Annotated in this window: 16 protein-coding genes and 1 riboswitch; all 16 genes read left to right on the top strand. The window is 32.5% G+C overall.

Features of this window, described 5'->3' with window-relative positions; all coding sequences use genetic code 11:
• Window positions 1–185 precede the first annotated feature (185 nt).
• The 16 genes from ACREV6_RS19185 to ACREV6_RS19110 all read left to right on the top strand — a co-directional run bounded on the left by ACREV6_RS19185 (window position 186) and on the right by ACREV6_RS19110 (window position 14,847).
• A complete protein-coding gene (locus ACREV6_RS19185) occupies window positions 186–1,715 on the top strand; it encodes an alanine/glycine:cation symporter family protein (protein ID WP_431579653.1) in 1,530 nt (509 codons plus the stop codon).
• 171 nt (window positions 1,716–1,886) lie between these two features.
• A complete protein-coding gene (gene rbr, locus ACREV6_RS19180; protein ID WP_431579652.1) occupies window positions 1,887–2,471 on the top strand; it encodes a rubrerythrin in 585 nt (194 codons plus the stop codon).
• A 265-nt stretch (window positions 2,472–2,736) separates the two neighbouring features.
• A complete protein-coding gene (locus ACREV6_RS19175) occupies window positions 2,737–3,096 on the top strand; it encodes an ArsR/SmtB family transcription factor (protein WP_431579651.1) in 360 nt (119 codons plus the stop codon).
• 93 nt (window positions 3,097–3,189) lie between these two features.
• Window positions 3,190–4,206, top strand: a complete 1,017-nt coding sequence (locus tag ACREV6_RS19170) for a permease (RefSeq protein ID WP_431579650.1) — start codon at window positions 3,190–3,192, stop codon at window positions 4,204–4,206.
• Between the two features lie 102 nt (window positions 4,207–4,308).
• A complete protein-coding gene (locus ACREV6_RS19165) occupies window positions 4,309–4,536 on the top strand; it encodes a thioredoxin family protein (protein WP_431579649.1) in 228 nt (75 codons plus the stop codon).
• Window positions 4,537–4,929: 393 nt separating this feature from the next.
• Window positions 4,930–5,466: a thioredoxin family protein gene (locus ACREV6_RS19160; protein WP_431579648.1), complete on the top strand. Its 537-nt coding sequence runs from the start codon at window positions 4,930–4,932 to the stop codon at window positions 5,464–5,466.
• On the top strand, window positions 5,463–6,155 hold the full coding sequence (locus ACREV6_RS19155) for a cytochrome c biogenesis CcdA family protein (protein WP_431579647.1): 693 nt from the start codon (window positions 5,463–5,465) through the stop codon (window positions 6,153–6,155). Before ACREV6_RS19160 ends, ACREV6_RS19155 begins: the two co-directional genes overlap by 4 nt.
• A gap of 118 nt (window positions 6,156–6,273) precedes the next feature.
• Entirely contained in the window at window positions 6,274–6,702 is a 429-nt protein-coding gene (locus tag ACREV6_RS19150) for an arsenate reductase/protein-tyrosine-phosphatase family protein (protein ID WP_431579646.1), read from the top strand.
• A gap of 140 nt (window positions 6,703–6,842) precedes the next feature.
• Window positions 6,843–7,187, top strand: a complete 345-nt coding sequence (locus tag ACREV6_RS19145) for an ArsR/SmtB family transcription factor (RefSeq protein WP_431579645.1) — start codon at window positions 6,843–6,845, stop codon at window positions 7,185–7,187.
• Window positions 7,188–7,239: 52 nt separating this feature from the next.
• The gene (arsB, locus tag ACREV6_RS19140) at window positions 7,240–8,304 is read left to right on the top strand and encodes an ACR3 family arsenite efflux transporter (protein WP_431579644.1); all 1,065 of its coding nucleotides are present in this window, start codon (window positions 7,240–7,242) and stop codon (window positions 8,302–8,304) included.
• 73 nt (window positions 8,305–8,377) lie between these two features.
• A complete protein-coding gene (gene arsD, locus ACREV6_RS19135; protein WP_431579643.1) occupies window positions 8,378–8,773 on the top strand; it encodes an arsenite efflux transporter metallochaperone ArsD in 396 nt (131 codons plus the stop codon).
• 96 nt (window positions 8,774–8,869) lie between these two features.
• On the top strand, window positions 8,870–10,612 hold the full coding sequence (arsA, locus tag ACREV6_RS19130; protein WP_431579642.1) for an arsenical pump-driving ATPase: 1,743 nt from the start codon (window positions 8,870–8,872) through the stop codon (window positions 10,610–10,612).
• A gap of 400 nt (window positions 10,613–11,012) precedes the next feature.
• Entirely contained in the window at window positions 11,013–11,210 is a 198-nt protein-coding gene (locus ACREV6_RS19125) for a helix-turn-helix domain-containing protein (protein ID WP_431579641.1), read from the top strand.
• A gap of 12 nt (window positions 11,211–11,222) precedes the next feature.
• On the top strand, window positions 11,223–12,905 hold the full coding sequence (locus ACREV6_RS19120) for a ribonuclease J (RefSeq protein WP_431579640.1): 1,683 nt from the start codon (window positions 11,223–11,225) through the stop codon (window positions 12,903–12,905).
• A 117-nt stretch (window positions 12,906–13,022) separates the two neighbouring features.
• A riboswitch (Fluoride riboswitch) is annotated at window positions 13,023–13,088 on the top strand.
• A gap of 63 nt (window positions 13,089–13,151) precedes the next feature.
• Entirely contained in the window at window positions 13,152–14,333 is a 1,182-nt protein-coding gene (locus tag ACREV6_RS19115; protein WP_431579639.1) for a cation:proton antiporter, read from the top strand.
• 268 nt (window positions 14,334–14,601) lie between these two features.
• Entirely contained in the window at window positions 14,602–14,847 is a 246-nt protein-coding gene (locus ACREV6_RS19110; RefSeq protein ID WP_431579638.1) for a hypothetical protein, read from the top strand.
• Window positions 14,848–15,268 lie beyond the last annotated feature (421 nt).

Here is a 15,268-nt window from a genome sequence, read left to right as displayed (position 1 = left end):
TATTTTATATTTTTTAGTGTATAATTATTCAAAGCTTATAAATTTTATTTGAACCTAAAAGTTTAATATTGCAGCATTAAAGATGATGAACAGCTACGCAGGTGATAATTTAATACAACAACAGGAGGAGATTATATGTTTCAGAATGTGAAGTTGAAAGATTGTTATAGTACGGGGGTTAATAAATGAATATATTATTCCAAGCAATAAATAGTTTTTTTGATTTTATAGTTCCTATTGCAGATTTTTTATGGGAGTTTCCAACTAATTTTCAGTGGTATGCTAACATTCCTATTTTAGGTAAATTTGCTTTTGCCGTTATATTGCTTCTAGGGACAGGCATTTATCTTACATTTAAAACTGGATTTATTCAAGTTATGGCATTTAAAAAAGGAATTAAGATTCTAGCTACGAAGAAGACAACAGATACGGGAATTAGTCCACTGGCTTCATTTTTACTAAGTTCTGCTATGAGAGTCGGACCAGGTAATATTATGGGGGTTACTGGGGCAATATCTGTTGGTGGACCAGGGGCGCTATTCTGGATGTGGGTTTCAGCTTTTTTTGGAATGTCCACGGCCTTTGTTGAATCGGTTCTTGCACAGATTTTTAAAGAGAAAAATGGAAAAGAGTATGTAGGAGGACTTCCTTTTTATGGACAAAAGATTTTGGGTGATAAACGGTGGATAGGGATTGTATTGTCCTCACTTTTTATAATATATGCACTATTTGTTATCCCATCTCAAGCCTTTCATTTATTTACAAGTTTCGGTTCAATAGCTGATACTATAGCTGGTAAAAGTTTTGGACGTCAATCTGCTGTTTATTATGGCATAGCTATAGTTTTAATAATTACTGTGCTTTTAACTGTAATTGGAGGAATTAAAAGAGTGACAGCGGTTACAGATGTATTGGTACCTATTATGGCAGTAATTTATACAATCATAGTTTTTTTAATAATAATAATTAACTTAGATAAAGTGCCATATTTTTTTAAACAAGTGTTTGGTGGGGCATTTAAGCCTAATGCAATATTTGGTGGGGCCTTTGGTGTGGCACTGGCTCAAGGAATTAAGCGAGGACTTATGTCAAATGAAGCTGGTCAAGGTACAATTACAATGGCAGCAGCTACAGCAGAGAATAATCATCCTGCAGAACAAGGATTTGTACAAGCACTAGGTGTTTTTCTTGATACAATGATAATATGTAGTATGACTGGATTTCTTATTGTTATGGCACATGTTTGGACAGGTACTGCTGGAGTGGCATGGGAGAGTATACAAGCATCTAAACTTACAGTTTACCTATCATCGGTCCAATACTTAGTTCCTGGTACGGTCTTAGATGGAGGAGTTACAATTATTGTTTCACTATGTTATGGCATGTTTGCATTTACAACTTTGCTGGGCTTAATATTGTTTGCAGAAGTCTCTGCTAATTTAATATCCAGAAACAAGAAATTTATCATGGGAATACGTTTGGTTGGCGCATTGTTCTTTGTTCCATTTGGCGCACTAACGGTTCTTGCAGGTTTAGAACTTAAAAACTTATGGTACATAGGCGACTTTGTAAATATTGTTTTAGTTTATGTAAATGTACCAATTATATTAATTGGATCTAACCTTGCATTAAAAGTATTAAAAAATTACAAAAAAAACGGTGAAGCTAAATTTAAGTCAAAGTCTATTGGTGTGGATAGCGAAGTTTGGAAATAATGAGATGGTGCCACCCAAGTGGCAAGTTGCAAGTTTGAGGTAAGGTCAGGGTTCCTTGCAAGGAATGAATTTTTTGAAAACAAGAGAATTTAAAAGAGGAAAACTATCGCATTTATAGAATACTTTAGTATACACAGTTATTTTCTCTTCGGAGAAAGAAGGAGGTATTTTATGAAAACGTTAAAAGGTACAAAAACAGCTGAAAATCTTATGAAATCATTTGCGGGTGAATCACAAGCTAGAAATAGATATACCTATTATGCATCTGTAGCAAAAAAAGAGGGGTATGTTCAAATATCTAACATATTCACAGAAACAGCAGGCAATGAGAAAGAGCATGCTGAAAGATTTTTCAAATTTTTAAGCCAGAGTTTAAATGGACAAGTGGTAGAAATTAACGCTACATATCCTGTAGGACTATCAGATACTAAATCAAATTTATTATGGGCAGCAAATGGAGAAAAGGAAGAATGGACAGAACTTTATCCAGAATTTGCAAGAGTTGCGCATGAAGAAGGATTTGAAGATGTTGCTTTTGTTTATAGAAAAATTATTGAAGTTGAGAAACATCATGATGAGAGATATAGGCAATTATTAAGCAATATAGAAAATAATTCAGTATTTAGTAAAGAGACAGTAGTTAATTGGAAATGTGGCAACTGTGGTTATATTTTTGAGGGAAAAAGTGCTCCAGAAATATGTCCAGCTTGTGCACATCCAAAAGCATACTTTGAGGTATTAGCTGAAAATTATTAATATAAAGTAGATATAAGAATGGGAAATGGATTATTAATAAAATAATCCATTTCCCATTATTTTTTGAGAATTTTCTTTAAACATGTTATACGCTCTTAAACTAAGTTCTACAGAAAAAAAACAAAACCAAAACCACCTCACTATCAGGAATCATAGGCACTATGTTTATAAAATAGTTGACAAACAGTCCTTTTAGGAATATCATACTTATATACCCATATGGATATATGCAATAGCATTATTTATTTTAAAGGATGTGAAACGGATGGAAAAACTATTGAACTTATTTAAAGTGTTATCTGATGAAACACGTATGAGAATTTTGGTGCTTTTATATCATAAAAAACTCTGTGTATGCCAGATCCAAGGAATATTAGAAGAGGGGCAGCCTAAGATTTCAAAGCACTTAGGGAAACTTCGGGATATGGGATTTGTAAAAGATGAAAGACAAGAACAATTTATATACTATTACATAGATAAGGATAATGAGCTTCTTCGCGATATATTAGAGAAAATAATCACAAATTTAGAAGATTACGATACCATAAAAAAAGATATGAAAAACCTTCAAAAGGGTGATGAGTATACGGATATGTTTAAAAACAAATGTAATCCTAATAGTTAAAGGCATAGTATGAGAAAAGATAAAAAACTGTATAGGTGACGATTTAATTTCACAATTTAAACGAAAAAAATATTATACAGGTAGGTGACAAGAATGAATGTAATATCACAAATATTTAGTTGGCTAAATAATGAGATTTTAAAAATGACTTGGCTTTCAAATCTTATTAAGGGACTTGTAGAAAATGTATTTGGACTATCAATTAAAGAAAGATTAGGTGGCAGTGTACATTTTTTCATTTATGACACTATAAAAATATTTATACTGTTATCAGTATTGATTTTCCTTATATCCTATATTCAAAGTTATTTTCCACCAGAAAGAACGAAAAAACTTCTTGGAAATATTAAAGGCATTAAGGGAAATATACTTGGGGCATTGCTTGGAACTATTACACCATTTTGTAGTTGCTCTAGTATTCCAATATTTATTGGATTTAACGCAGCAGGACTACCCCTTGGAATAACTTTTTCCTTTCTTATATCTTCACCACTAGTAGATTTGGCATCATTATTAATTTTAATGTCTTTCTTTGGTGCGAAAATTGCTATAGCCTACGTTGTTGTAGGACTAATTTTAGCAGTGGTGGGTGGAACCATTATTGATAAATTAGGGCTTGAAAAGTATGTAGAAGGTTATGTAAAAGAAATAGAAAATGTGGATGCAGAAATAATTGAGATGACAAGGAATGAGAGAGTATCTTATTCAAAAGAGCAGGTCAAAGATGTATTTCATAAGGTCTGGTTATATGTTTTAATCGGGGTTGGTATTGGAGCTGCAATTCATAATTGGATACCTCAATCTGTAATAGAAACAGTAGTTGGAAATAACAATCCATTTGCAGTATTACTAGCTACAGCTGTAGGCATACCAATGTATGCTGACATATTTGGTACACTACCAATAGCAGAAGCATTATTTGGAAAAGGCGTAGGAATTGGTACCGTATTATCCTTTATGATGGCAGTGACAGCACTTTCTCTTCCATCAATAATTATGCTCAGTAAGGTTGTTAAACCTAAATTATTAGCCATATTTGTGGTTATAGTTGCAACAGGTATAATTATAATAGGATATTTATTTAATGCATTTTCATTTTTGCTAGTTTAGTATTAGAGGAATATAATAAAATTGTGCTCTACATTCGCACAGTAATATAAATTTAGGGGGATAACAATTCATAGTTGTTATCTACCAAAGGGAGGATTAATTATGATAATTAAAGTTTTAGGTTCAGGATGTTCAAGTTGCAAGAAATTAGAGGAAAACACAAGAAAGGCAATAGAGGAGTTAGGCATCGAGGCAACTATAGAAAAGGTTGAAGACTTTAAAAAAATAATGGCTTATGGAGTTATGAAAACCCCAGCTCTTGTAGTTGATGAAAAAGTGAAGATAATGGGAAGAGTACCATCAGCTGAGGAAATTAAGAAATATTTATAATTAGACCACTAAAGTAGATCAAGCTACTTTAGTAGATTAAGCTACTTTAGTAGATTAAGCTACTTGAGTAGCTTAGTAATAAGGTCCTAATTATAGGGCCTTATTATATATAAAATACATCGTAATATTTTGATATAGAAATATATAATCAAGAGGCAACAAATGTTGTTAGTATAATTGACAAGTATGTGTGTGCTTTTTTCTTTTATAACGTGTTTATACATGAAGAGTATATAAACAAGGGAATATTTGGTCACAACTTAGTAATAAATTTAAAATTTATGTATTTATACATTGTCAAAAATCTATGTATAAATACATAATAGGATACATAGATTGATATAAATGTGAGATGGAATTGTGGAAAATAAATACTTATAAGGAGTAAAGTTAATGGATGAAAGAAAGAGTGTAAAGTTCTCCAAAAATGTGTTTAAAATAATGATACCTGTACTTATAGTTGTGGCAATAGGTGTAATATGGTATTTGAAAAACTCTAATAAAACACCAATTGTTAAAGATGATAACCCTGCTTTTGCTCTACATGTAACGGATAGCTTAGACATTGAAAAACTTAAATCCTATGGCATACCCATTATGATTGATTTTGGTGCTGATTCCTGTATACCTTGTAAGGAAATGGCTCCTGTCCTAAAGGAGCTTAACCAGGAGCTTCGTGGAAAAGTAATTATAAAGTTTGTTGATGTGTGGAAGTATCAAAGTTTAGCGCAGGGTTATCCTATCAACTTAATTCCAACACAAGTTTTTTTAGATAAGGAAGGAAAGCCTTATACCCCTAAAGATCCAGAAGCTTCAAAAATGAAAATCTATTCTTCGAAAGATACAAAAAAGCATGTATTTACTACTCATGAGGGTGGAATGACTAAGGAAGAAATCCTTGCTGTATTTAAGGAGATGGGTGTGGAATGATTAATGAATGGCTAGATATATTATCAAAGCTTATATCTGATAGTTTTTGGCTTGCGCCTTTTATTGCACTACTTGCAGGGGTTTTAACCTCGGTTACTCCCTGCGCGCTTACAAGTGTGCCACTTGTAATTGGTTATGTTGGAGGGTCTGGAAACAATGATACAAAAAGAGCATTTAAATTATCGCTTGTTTTTGCTAGTGGCATGGCGGTTACATTCACCATTCTCGGCACCATGGCGTCTATTCTAGGAAAACTTATGGGAACATCAAGCTCTTTATGGTATATTGCACTAGGTGTTTTGATGGTACTTATGGCACTTCAAGTATTGGAGGTATATAATTTTATACCATCAACCTCTTTAGGGAATAAAAAACCAAAAAAAGGTTATATAGGGGCTTTTGTGGCAGGAGTGCTAGGAGGAATATTTTCATCACCCTGTGCAACGCCAGTGCTTGTGGTATTACTTTCAATAGTAGCAAAGGAAGGTAATATCGCAAGAGGGTTATTGCTTTTACTGCTATATTCTATAGGTCACAGCTTTCTAGTTATAGTAGCGGGAACATCAATAGCTTTTGTAACAAAGATTACTTCAAGTAATAAATATGGCAGCTTTAGTAAAGTGTTAAAATATCTTATGGGTAGCGTCATTATGGTTATTGGACTTTATATGTTTTATTTAGGATTTTAATAAACTGTTGACAAAATAGGTAGTTAATATTACAATATGAGTATAAGCGAATATACGAATATTCAAAATGTATTTTAAAGTTAAAACTATTATATATAACAAAAAGGAGGATTATTTTATGAAGCCAAAGGTAGCATTTATATGTGTTCACAATTCTTGTAGGTCACAGATAGCAGAAGCACTGGGAGTGATGTTTGGCTCAGAGGTGTTTGAATCTTATTCGGCAGGTACGCAAGTAAAGCCTCAAATTAACCAAGATGCGGTGAGAATAGTAAAGGATTTATATAAAATAGACATGAATGAAACTCACACATCCAAATTAATTGATGATATACCAGATGCTGATGTTGTAATAAAAATGGGATGTAACGTAGTTTGTCCAATAATGGCTCACAGGCATGAAGAAGATTGGGGACTAGATGACCCTACTGGAAAATCTGATACCGAATTTATAAAGACAGCAAGGATAATCGAAGAAAAAATAAAAGATTTAAAGAAAAGAATTGAAAATAATGAAATTGATTTAAGTGGAGAAGTGGTGTGGTAGGGTTACTTATCTATCAATTATTAACCGATAATTGTTTAAAAGAAACTAACAATAGTTGAGGAAATATAGTAACAAATATGTTCTAAAAGAATAGTATATGAGTACATGAGTATATAAAAATGCTATAGGAGGTGAAAATAGTGGTTGATATATTCAAAGCATTAGCAGAAGAAAACAGACTTCGCATATTGTCACTTCTTATGGAAGGCGAAATGTGTGTATGTGAAATTGAGCAGTGTCTAAACATGACTCAATCAAATGTTTCTAGGCATTTAACGGCGCTTAAAAAGTGTGGAATACTTGAGGGATACAAAAAAGCACAGTGGGTATATTACAAAATAGATAATACTTTTATAGAAAAAAACCCTGATTTGTTTGCTTATTTAACAAAAGAATTGAAACAATTACCTGGTTATAACAACGATTGCGAAAGATTGTGTAAATGTAAACTTCAAGATTTATGTAATAACAAAATAGAAACATAATTTATCGGCAATGTAAATATAAGATTATTGTGAAATTAAGGGGTGATTAATTATGAGTGAAGTTAAAAAATCGGATATGGGATTTTTCCAAAGGTATTTAACAGTTTGGGTGGCAACTTGTATGGTAGTAGGTGTGCTTATTGGCAAGTTTATTCCGAGGATTCCAGAATTCCTAAATCAGTTTGAATATGCTAAGGTTTCCATCCCAACAGCTATACTTATTTGGGTAATGATTTATCCAATGATGATGAAGGTAGACTTCCAAAGCATTAAAAATGTTAGGAAGGAGCCAAAGGGTTTATATATAACATGGATAACAAATTGGCTTATAAAACCATTTACTATGTATGCAATATCTTCATTTTTCTTTTTTGTTGTATTTAAAGCATTTATCGCACCTGAGCTAGCTACTCAATATCTTGCAGGAACAATATTGCTAGGAGCGGCTCCTTGTACTGCTATGGTATTTGTTTGGAGTTCCCTTACAAAAGGTAATCCAGCCTATACAGTTGTGCAAGTAGCCACTAATGATTTAATAATACTGGTTGCATTTATACCTATAGTGAAACTATTATTAGGCGTTAGTAACATTGCTGTTCCCTGGAGTACACTTATTTTATCAGTGGTTTTATTTGTTGTTATTCCTCTAATTTTCGGAGTTTTGACCAGAGTTATGATGACGAAGAAAAGAGGTACAGAGTACTTTGAAAAAACCTTCCTACACAAGTTTGATAATGCAACTACTGTTGGATTACTACTTATGTTGGTATTGTTATTCTCATTCCAAGGTGAAACTATAATAAACAATCCACTGCACATTTTACTTATTGCTGTACCACTAACTATTCAAACATTTTTGATTTTCTTTATTGCTTATTTAGCAGGTAGAAAGCTAAAACTAACACATGATATTGCAGCACCTGCTGGAATGATTGGAGCATCAAACTTTTTTGAATTATCAGTTGCCGTTGCCATTGCTCTGTTCGGTATGGATTCTCCAGCAGCGCTTGCTACAGTTGTAGGGGTATTAACTGAAGTACCAGTAATGCTTATACTTGTAAAAATAGCAAACAAAACTAGTGATTGGTTTCCACAGCGAGTAACTTATAACAAATAATAATTAAGGGTATTAAATATATTTAAAATGCTAAAAGTATTAAAGTAATAAAAAATGATTGGAGAGATTAATAATGAAAAAAATGCAAATATTTGAAGCTGCAATGTGTTGTTCCACAGGACTTTGTGGAGTAGGGGTCGATCCTGAACTTCTTAGGGTTTCAACTGTTCTTAGTGCATTAAAAAAGAATGGAGTTGAGGTGCAGAGATTTAACCTCTCAAGTTCACCACAGGAGTTTGTAGATAATAAAGTAGTGAATAATTTTATAAACGAAAAAGGTATTGATGATCTACCAGTTACCATCTTAGAGGGTGAAATTGTATTAGTAGGAAGATATCCAACAAATGAAGAATTAGTGAAATTTTTGGATATTCCAATGAGTTTTTTAGGCGAAAAACCTAAGGGTTTTAAAATAAAAGCTGCTCCTAAATCAGGAGGATGTGGCTGCGACGGCGGTAAATGCTGTTAAAGTTTATGAAAATTGAAAATTAAGCAAATACCAAACCAATCCAATAAGGAGTGGTTTGGTATTTTAAATTAATGATGAAACTGGAGGTAATTAAACATGGAAATTTTCAACCCACAAAATATTAAACTTACAAAATATTTATTTTACACAGGTAAGGGCGGAGTAGGCAAAACTTCAACGGCTTGTGCTACAGCAGTTAACCTTGCTGATAGAGGAAAAAAAGTGCTTCTTATAAGTACAGATCCTGCATCAAATTTACAGGACGTTTTTAACACTGAGCTTACCAATAAGGGTACCCACATAAAGGAAGTGCCAAATCTAGTTGTTGCTAATCTTGACCCAATAAAAGCGGCGGCAGAACACAGAGAGAGTGTTATTGCTCCTTACCGTGGGAAATTACCTGATGCAGTGCTTAATAATATGGAAGAACAGCTTTCAGGTTCTTGTACCGTTGAGATTGCAGCTTTCAATGAATTTTCAAAGTTTATAACGGATGAGAAATTGCAGGAAGAATATGACCATATTATATTTGATACTGCACCTACTGGTCATACACTTAGAATGCTTCAATTACCATCAGCTTGGAGTAATTTTATTAGCGAAAACACGCATGGGGCATCTTGTTTAGGGCAACTTTCTGGTCTGGAGAGTAAAAGAGAAGTATATAAAAAGGCAGTAGAAACTTTGAGTGATGGAGTTTTAACAACGCTTATGCTTATTTCTCGCCCAGAAATGACACCTCTTAAAGAAGCAGAAAGAGCATCAAAAGAACTTTCAGAAATTGGAGTAAACAATCAAACCATAATAATAAATGGAGTACTAACTTCTTATGATGATGGTGTATCTGAAAGTCTTTATCAAAAACAACAAAAATCACTTAAAGAAATGCCAGAGGGTCTACAAGGCATTACAACTTATATGGTACCGCTCAGAGCTTACAATATAACTGGTATGGAAAATGTGCGTGCATTACTTACCAAAGATAATTACAGTATCAGTAGTGAAAAGATTAACGCTGAAACAATACCACAGCTAAAAGATGTTATTGAGGACTTATACAAAAGCAATAAAAAGGTAATCTTCACTATGGGTAAGGGCGGTGTAGGTAAAACTACAATTGCAGCGGCTATTGCACTAGGACTATCTGCAAAGGGCAAAAAGGTACATCTTACAACAACTGACCCTGCGGCTCATCTTAAATTTGTTATTAATGAAAGTAGTAACATAACTATGAGTCACATTGATGAGCAGGTTGAGCTTGAAAAATATAAGCAGGAAGTGCTTTTAAGGGCAAGAGAAACTATGGCAGATGATGATATTGCCTATGTAGAGGAGGACCTTCGCTCTCCATGTACACAGGAGATTGCGGTGTTTAGAGCCTTTGCACAAATAGTAGATAAGGCGGAAGATCAAATTGTTGTAGTGGACACAGCGCCCACAGGGCATACTCTCTTGCTACTTGATTCCACCCAAAGCTATAACCAGGAAATTAAGCGTTCACAGGGAGATATCCCAGAATCTGTGAAAAAACTGTTGCCAAGGCTCCGTAATGCTTCCGAAACTGAAGTCATCATTGTAACTCTTCCTGAAGCAACACCTGTATATGAAGCAATGCGTCTTGAAGAAGATTTAGTACGTGCTAAAATTGCCACAAAGTGGTGGGTTATTAATTCATCACTGCAGGCCACAGGTACTACCAATAAATTGTTGTCTGCGAAGGCAAGCAGTGAAATTGAATGGATTAACAAGGTCGATGTACACGCAAAGGGTAAATTTGCTGTAATACCTTGGAGTCCTGATGAAATTAAGGGTGATAAGTTAAATGAGTTATTAGTGTAAGAATTTATAAAATACCAACAAATCCACTATGGATTTGTTGGTATTTTAATTTGGAGGGGGAGAAAAAAATTATTTCATCTTGATTTAGCTTATTCACCATCCTTCTTAACAACTAAAGATCAAGCATTAATATTAATGGTGTGAATAGTTATTTATCAATAAAATGCTAATGAAGAATTTCCTAATTACGCTAAATCAAATATAAATGAGTATAATATGCTATAATTAAACAAGGCTAGTATAATTATAGATTTGTTTAATTTATATATTATTTTAGGCAGCTATTTGGTCAATAAAGTATTATGGAGTGCATAGTTAAATAAAGAGTCTGATGTTTACCTAACATTCAGCACTTTGAAATATAGGTTTGCAAAAAAATACTTCTAAGAAAGGAAAAAAAATGAGCGAAAATAATAAAGACGATGAAATTATGACAGTAAGTGAAGTTGCAACATATTTTAAAATTAGTGAAGTAACTTGTTATAAATTGGTGAAAGATGGTAAAATACCAGCTTTTAAAATTGGACGCAATTGGAGAGTAAAGAAAAGTGATTTATACGAATTAATGGAAAAATTAAAGCAAGGCGAGCGAATATAAGGGAGGCAAATTTTGAATAATAATTATAAAAAGAAAGTTAAAAACAAAATTAAAATTATTCCACTAGGTGGACTTGGAGAAATTGGGAAAAACATTACTGTAATAGAATACAAAGAAGAGATTGTCGTTATAGATTGTGGGATTTCTTTTCCGGATGTAGATATGTATGGGGTGGATTTAGTTATTCCAGATGTAACATATCTTTTAGAGAACAGAGATAAGGTGAAAGGGATTTTCCTAACCCACGGTCATGAAGATCACATAGGGGCATTGCCCTATATTTTAAAGCAAATTAATGTTCCAGTATACGGAACACAACTAACACTCGGGATTGTAGAAGGTAAACTGCAAGAACATGGAATACTCGCAGGTTGTACACTGAATGTAGTAAAAGCGGGGGATATCATAAAATTAGATAAACTTAGTGTAGAGTTTATAAGAGTTAACCATAGTATAGCCGATGCCTCTGCAATTTGTATACATACACCTATTGGCAGAATTATAGAGACAGGAGATTTTAAGATAGATTATACCCCAATTGATGGAAAAATTATAGATTTAGAGAGATTTGCAAAATTAGGTGGTCAAGGTGTATTACTATTAATGGCTGATAGCACTAACGTAGAGAGAACTGGATTTAATATATCTGAGAAGGTAGTTGGAGAAAATTTAAATAAACTATTTTACAATGTAAAGGGGCGAATAATAGTAGCTTCCTTCGCATCAAATATCCATAGAATACAACTAATTGCCAATGCTTCAATTTTGAATGGAAGAAAAGTGGCCTTCAGTGGAAGAAGTATGGAGAGAATCTCTGAGGTAGCTATGAATTTAGGATATTTACATATTCCGGAAGAATCTATAATTACTGTGGCAGAACTTAATAATTATGCTGATGATAAGGTAACAATAATAACCACTGGTAGTCAAGGCGAACCGCTTGCTGCATTAACAAGGATGGCATTCTCGAATCATAGAAGTATTCAAATACAAAATGGTGATTTAATTATTTTATCAGCGTCTCCCATCCCTGGAAACGAAGAATCTATATACAATGTTATAAATGAATTGTTTAAAAAGGGAGCTAATGTAATATATAATACTACAGAAGATATTCACGTATCTGGGCATGCCTGTCAAGAGGAATTAAAATTATTGCATAGCTTGATTCGGCCTAAATATTTTATGCCAGTACATGGTGAATATAGACACTTAAAGCAACATGCGCAATTGGCAGAAAATATGGGAATGGAGCCTGAAAATATTTTTATTGGAGAAACGGGACAGACATTAGAGGTATCCCAAAATGAATGTACCCTAGCAGGAAGAGTTCAAACTGGAGCCATAATGGTTGATGGACTTGGTGTAGGGGACGTTGGGAATATTGTACTTAGAGATAGAAAACACCTAGCTGAAGAGGGTATTCTTACTGTTGTAGTTACTTTAGAAAGAGAAACTTATAGTATACTATCAGGACCAGATATAATAACTAGAGGATTTGTATATATGAAAGATTCTAATGAACTTATTAGTGAGGCAAGGGGCATTGTGCGAAGTGAATTAGAGCAGTGTTTAGATAACAAAATTAAAGAGTGGGCAGTAATAAAATCCCGTATAAGAAATGCTTTAGCAGAGTTCTTATATTTAAAAACCAAGAGAAGACCTATGATTATACCAATAATAATGGAAATATAAAAAAATATAACAGTGAGGTGTTTGTAATTAGGAAAAAGAAATGAGTCATTAGAAATATAAATATGATATATTCTAGGATAGCTATTGATTTTAATTACAAATATAGTATAATATATTTATAAAATAGGTGATGGAGTTCACCTTAACTATTGTGATTTTGCGATTAATGACTCCTACTTAGAGCTCGTCTTTAAGTAGGAGTCTTTTATTTTGTAAAAATATTGAAGAAAAGGTAGGGAACGTAATATGGCAATGAGTTTAGCAATTATAATTATTTTAGGACTATTATTCAATAAATTATTTGAAAAGTTAAAACTTCCAGGACTACTTGGAATGTTAATTCTAGGAGTTTTACTAGGCCCTTATGGAACCAATATAATAAGTCCGGACATACTTAAAATTTCACCAGATTTAAGAAAAATTGCATTGATTATTATTTTACTAAGAGCGGGTCTTGGAATTAAAAAAGATACTTTAAATAAAGTAGGTGTTCCTGCATTAAAAATGAGTTGCATACCTGGTATTTTTGAAGGTCTTAGTATTATGGTTGTAGGGAGTTATGTACTTGGAATATCAAAAATTGAGGCTGGGATGCTTGGGTTTATAATAGCGGCGGTTTCACCCGCAGTAGTCGTGCCACCTATGCTTAATTTTATATCCAAAGGCAAAGGAGAAAAAAAAGGCATACCCACTATAATACTTGCAGGGGCATCCATTGATGATGTTTTTGCAATAACTATATTTTCAACATTTTTAGGACTATATAGTGGTAAAAATGTAAACATTCCAATGAAAATATTGGATATTCCCATATCTATTTTACTTGGAATAGTATTGGGAATCGTTGTAGGACTTATATTAACCAGGATATTTAAAAAATATCACATGAGAGATACTAAAAAAACTTTTATATTAATAGCTGCAGCAATTATGGTTACGGGAGTTGAAGATGCTTTTAAGAATATAGTACCCATTGCAAGCCTTTTAGGCGTAATGACTATTGGTTTTATTTTATTAGAAAAGTATTCTAAAGTAGCAAATAGGCTGTCGTTAAAACTTAATAAGGTGTGGGTAATTGCAGAAATTTTTCTTTTTGTATTAGTGGGAGCAAAGGTTAATATACATGTTGCATTAACCTCAGGAGTATTAGGATTAATTATTATTATCCTTGGGCTAACAGCTAGAAGCATAGGAGTATTAGTATCACTCATGGGAACTAATCTAAATGTAAAAGAGAGACTATTTTGTGTGATTTCCTATATTCCTAAAGCTACTGTGCAGGCAGCTATGGGGGCGGTACCTCTAGCTGCTGGAGTTAAATCCGGGGAAGTTATATTAGCAATTGCAGTATTATCTATATTTATTACAGCACCACTAGGAGCTATTGGTATTAAAATATCAGGAGAAAAATTGTTGCCAAATGATTAATATACATGAAAATAAATAACCATTGCATACTGAATTGTTTTTTTCTCCCTGTATTAAAATTTGTAAAGATGTTAATAATCATAAATGACTATAAAAATTTTCAAGCCTTTATAAAATAGAGATATTATAACAAATATACTACTATAAATCAATATAAAATATAATGTAAGTTGATTATATTTCATTAATTATATATAATAGAAGTGCAGAAGAAAAAACATACAGTAGATATAATAATATTATTCATATTATACAAGGAGGAAGATAAATGAATGTAGATGTAAACACACCACTTGACGATCTTTTAGAGACCTGGGCTACGTATTCACAGAAGCTTTTCTACACTATGCTAACTTCCGAACCAGAAATTGAAGAATTTAATAAAGTAAAATTAGTTTTAAAAACAAAAGGAATTACAAATCTAGAAATACATAATGTTTACGACAAAGAATATATTTTGCACTATACTAAGCAAGGCGGGCTATTTAAAAAACAATTTATTCTAGATAAATAAACAACTTAGAATGCAACTTGTATGAGAAAAAATGCACACTATTGTTAGGTGTCATATTTCTTTGGAGTTGCATTTTTTTGCGGCATAGAAAGCAACATAAACTACGAAAATATTGAAAGCGCTAAGTTATTTTAATCATAATAATTACTGTAGAAAGTTAGATTTTGAGGTTGAGAAATTATTTCTCAACCTTTATTATTTTATAATCGAATATAATCAAATGTAATATGGTATAATTATATTTAATTAGTATAATTGAAATCTTTATAAATTTATTAAAGTTAACCACATTTAGTTAAATAAAAAAGTATTATAAGATATATAGTTAAATAAAGAGAGTGATGTTAATTTAAAAAGCAACACTTTGAAATATAGGTTTCTTTAAAAATAATTTAAGAAAGGAAAAAATAACTGTACTAAC

Source organism: Clostridium sp., from assembly GCF_050717515.1.
In the GTDB taxonomy this organism is placed as follows: Bacteria; Bacillota; Clostridia; order Clostridiales; family Clostridiaceae; genus Clostridium_AD.
The sequence above is the reverse complement of the archived record's forward strand: the minus strand, read 5'-3'. Positions and strand labels throughout refer to the sequence as shown.

What these genes read in the sequence shown, in the direction of transcription:
- ACREV6_RS19115 (WP_431579639.1), top strand. Translation starts at nt 13,152, where the DNA reads ATGGCAATGAGTTTAGCAATTATAATTATTTTAGGACTATTATTCAAT.
- rbr (WP_431579652.1), top strand. Translation starts at nt 1,887, where the DNA reads ATGAAAACGTTAAAAGGTACAAAAACAGCTGAAAATCTTATGAAATCA.
- ACREV6_RS19150 (WP_431579646.1), top strand. Translation starts at nt 6,274, where the DNA reads ATGAAGCCAAAGGTAGCATTTATATGTGTTCACAATTCTTGTAGGTCA.
- ACREV6_RS19175 (WP_431579651.1), top strand. Translation starts at nt 2,737, where the DNA reads ATGGAAAAACTATTGAACTTATTTAAAGTGTTATCTGATGAAACACGT.
- arsA (WP_431579642.1), top strand. Translation starts at nt 8,870, where the DNA reads ATGGAAATTTTCAACCCACAAAATATTAAACTTACAAAATATTTATTT.
- ACREV6_RS19155 (WP_431579647.1), top strand. Translation starts at nt 5,463, where the DNA reads ATGATTAATGAATGGCTAGATATATTATCAAAGCTTATATCTGATAGT.
- ACREV6_RS19160 (WP_431579648.1), top strand. Translation starts at nt 4,930, where the DNA reads ATGGATGAAAGAAAGAGTGTAAAGTTCTCCAAAAATGTGTTTAAAATA.
- arsD (WP_431579643.1), top strand. Translation starts at nt 8,378, where the DNA reads ATGAAAAAAATGCAAATATTTGAAGCTGCAATGTGTTGTTCCACAGGA.
- arsB (WP_431579644.1), top strand. Translation starts at nt 7,240, where the DNA reads ATGAGTGAAGTTAAAAAATCGGATATGGGATTTTTCCAAAGGTATTTA.
- ACREV6_RS19125 (WP_431579641.1), top strand. Translation starts at nt 11,013, where the DNA reads ATGAGCGAAAATAATAAAGACGATGAAATTATGACAGTAAGTGAAGTT.
- ACREV6_RS19165 (WP_431579649.1), top strand. Translation starts at nt 4,309, where the DNA reads ATGATAATTAAAGTTTTAGGTTCAGGATGTTCAAGTTGCAAGAAATTA.
- ACREV6_RS19170 (WP_431579650.1), top strand. Translation starts at nt 3,190, where the DNA reads ATGAATGTAATATCACAAATATTTAGTTGGCTAAATAATGAGATTTTA.
- ACREV6_RS19185 (WP_431579653.1), top strand. Translation starts at nt 186, where the DNA reads ATGAATATATTATTCCAAGCAATAAATAGTTTTTTTGATTTTATAGTT.
- ACREV6_RS19110 (WP_431579638.1), top strand. Translation starts at nt 14,602, where the DNA reads ATGAATGTAGATGTAAACACACCACTTGACGATCTTTTAGAGACCTGG.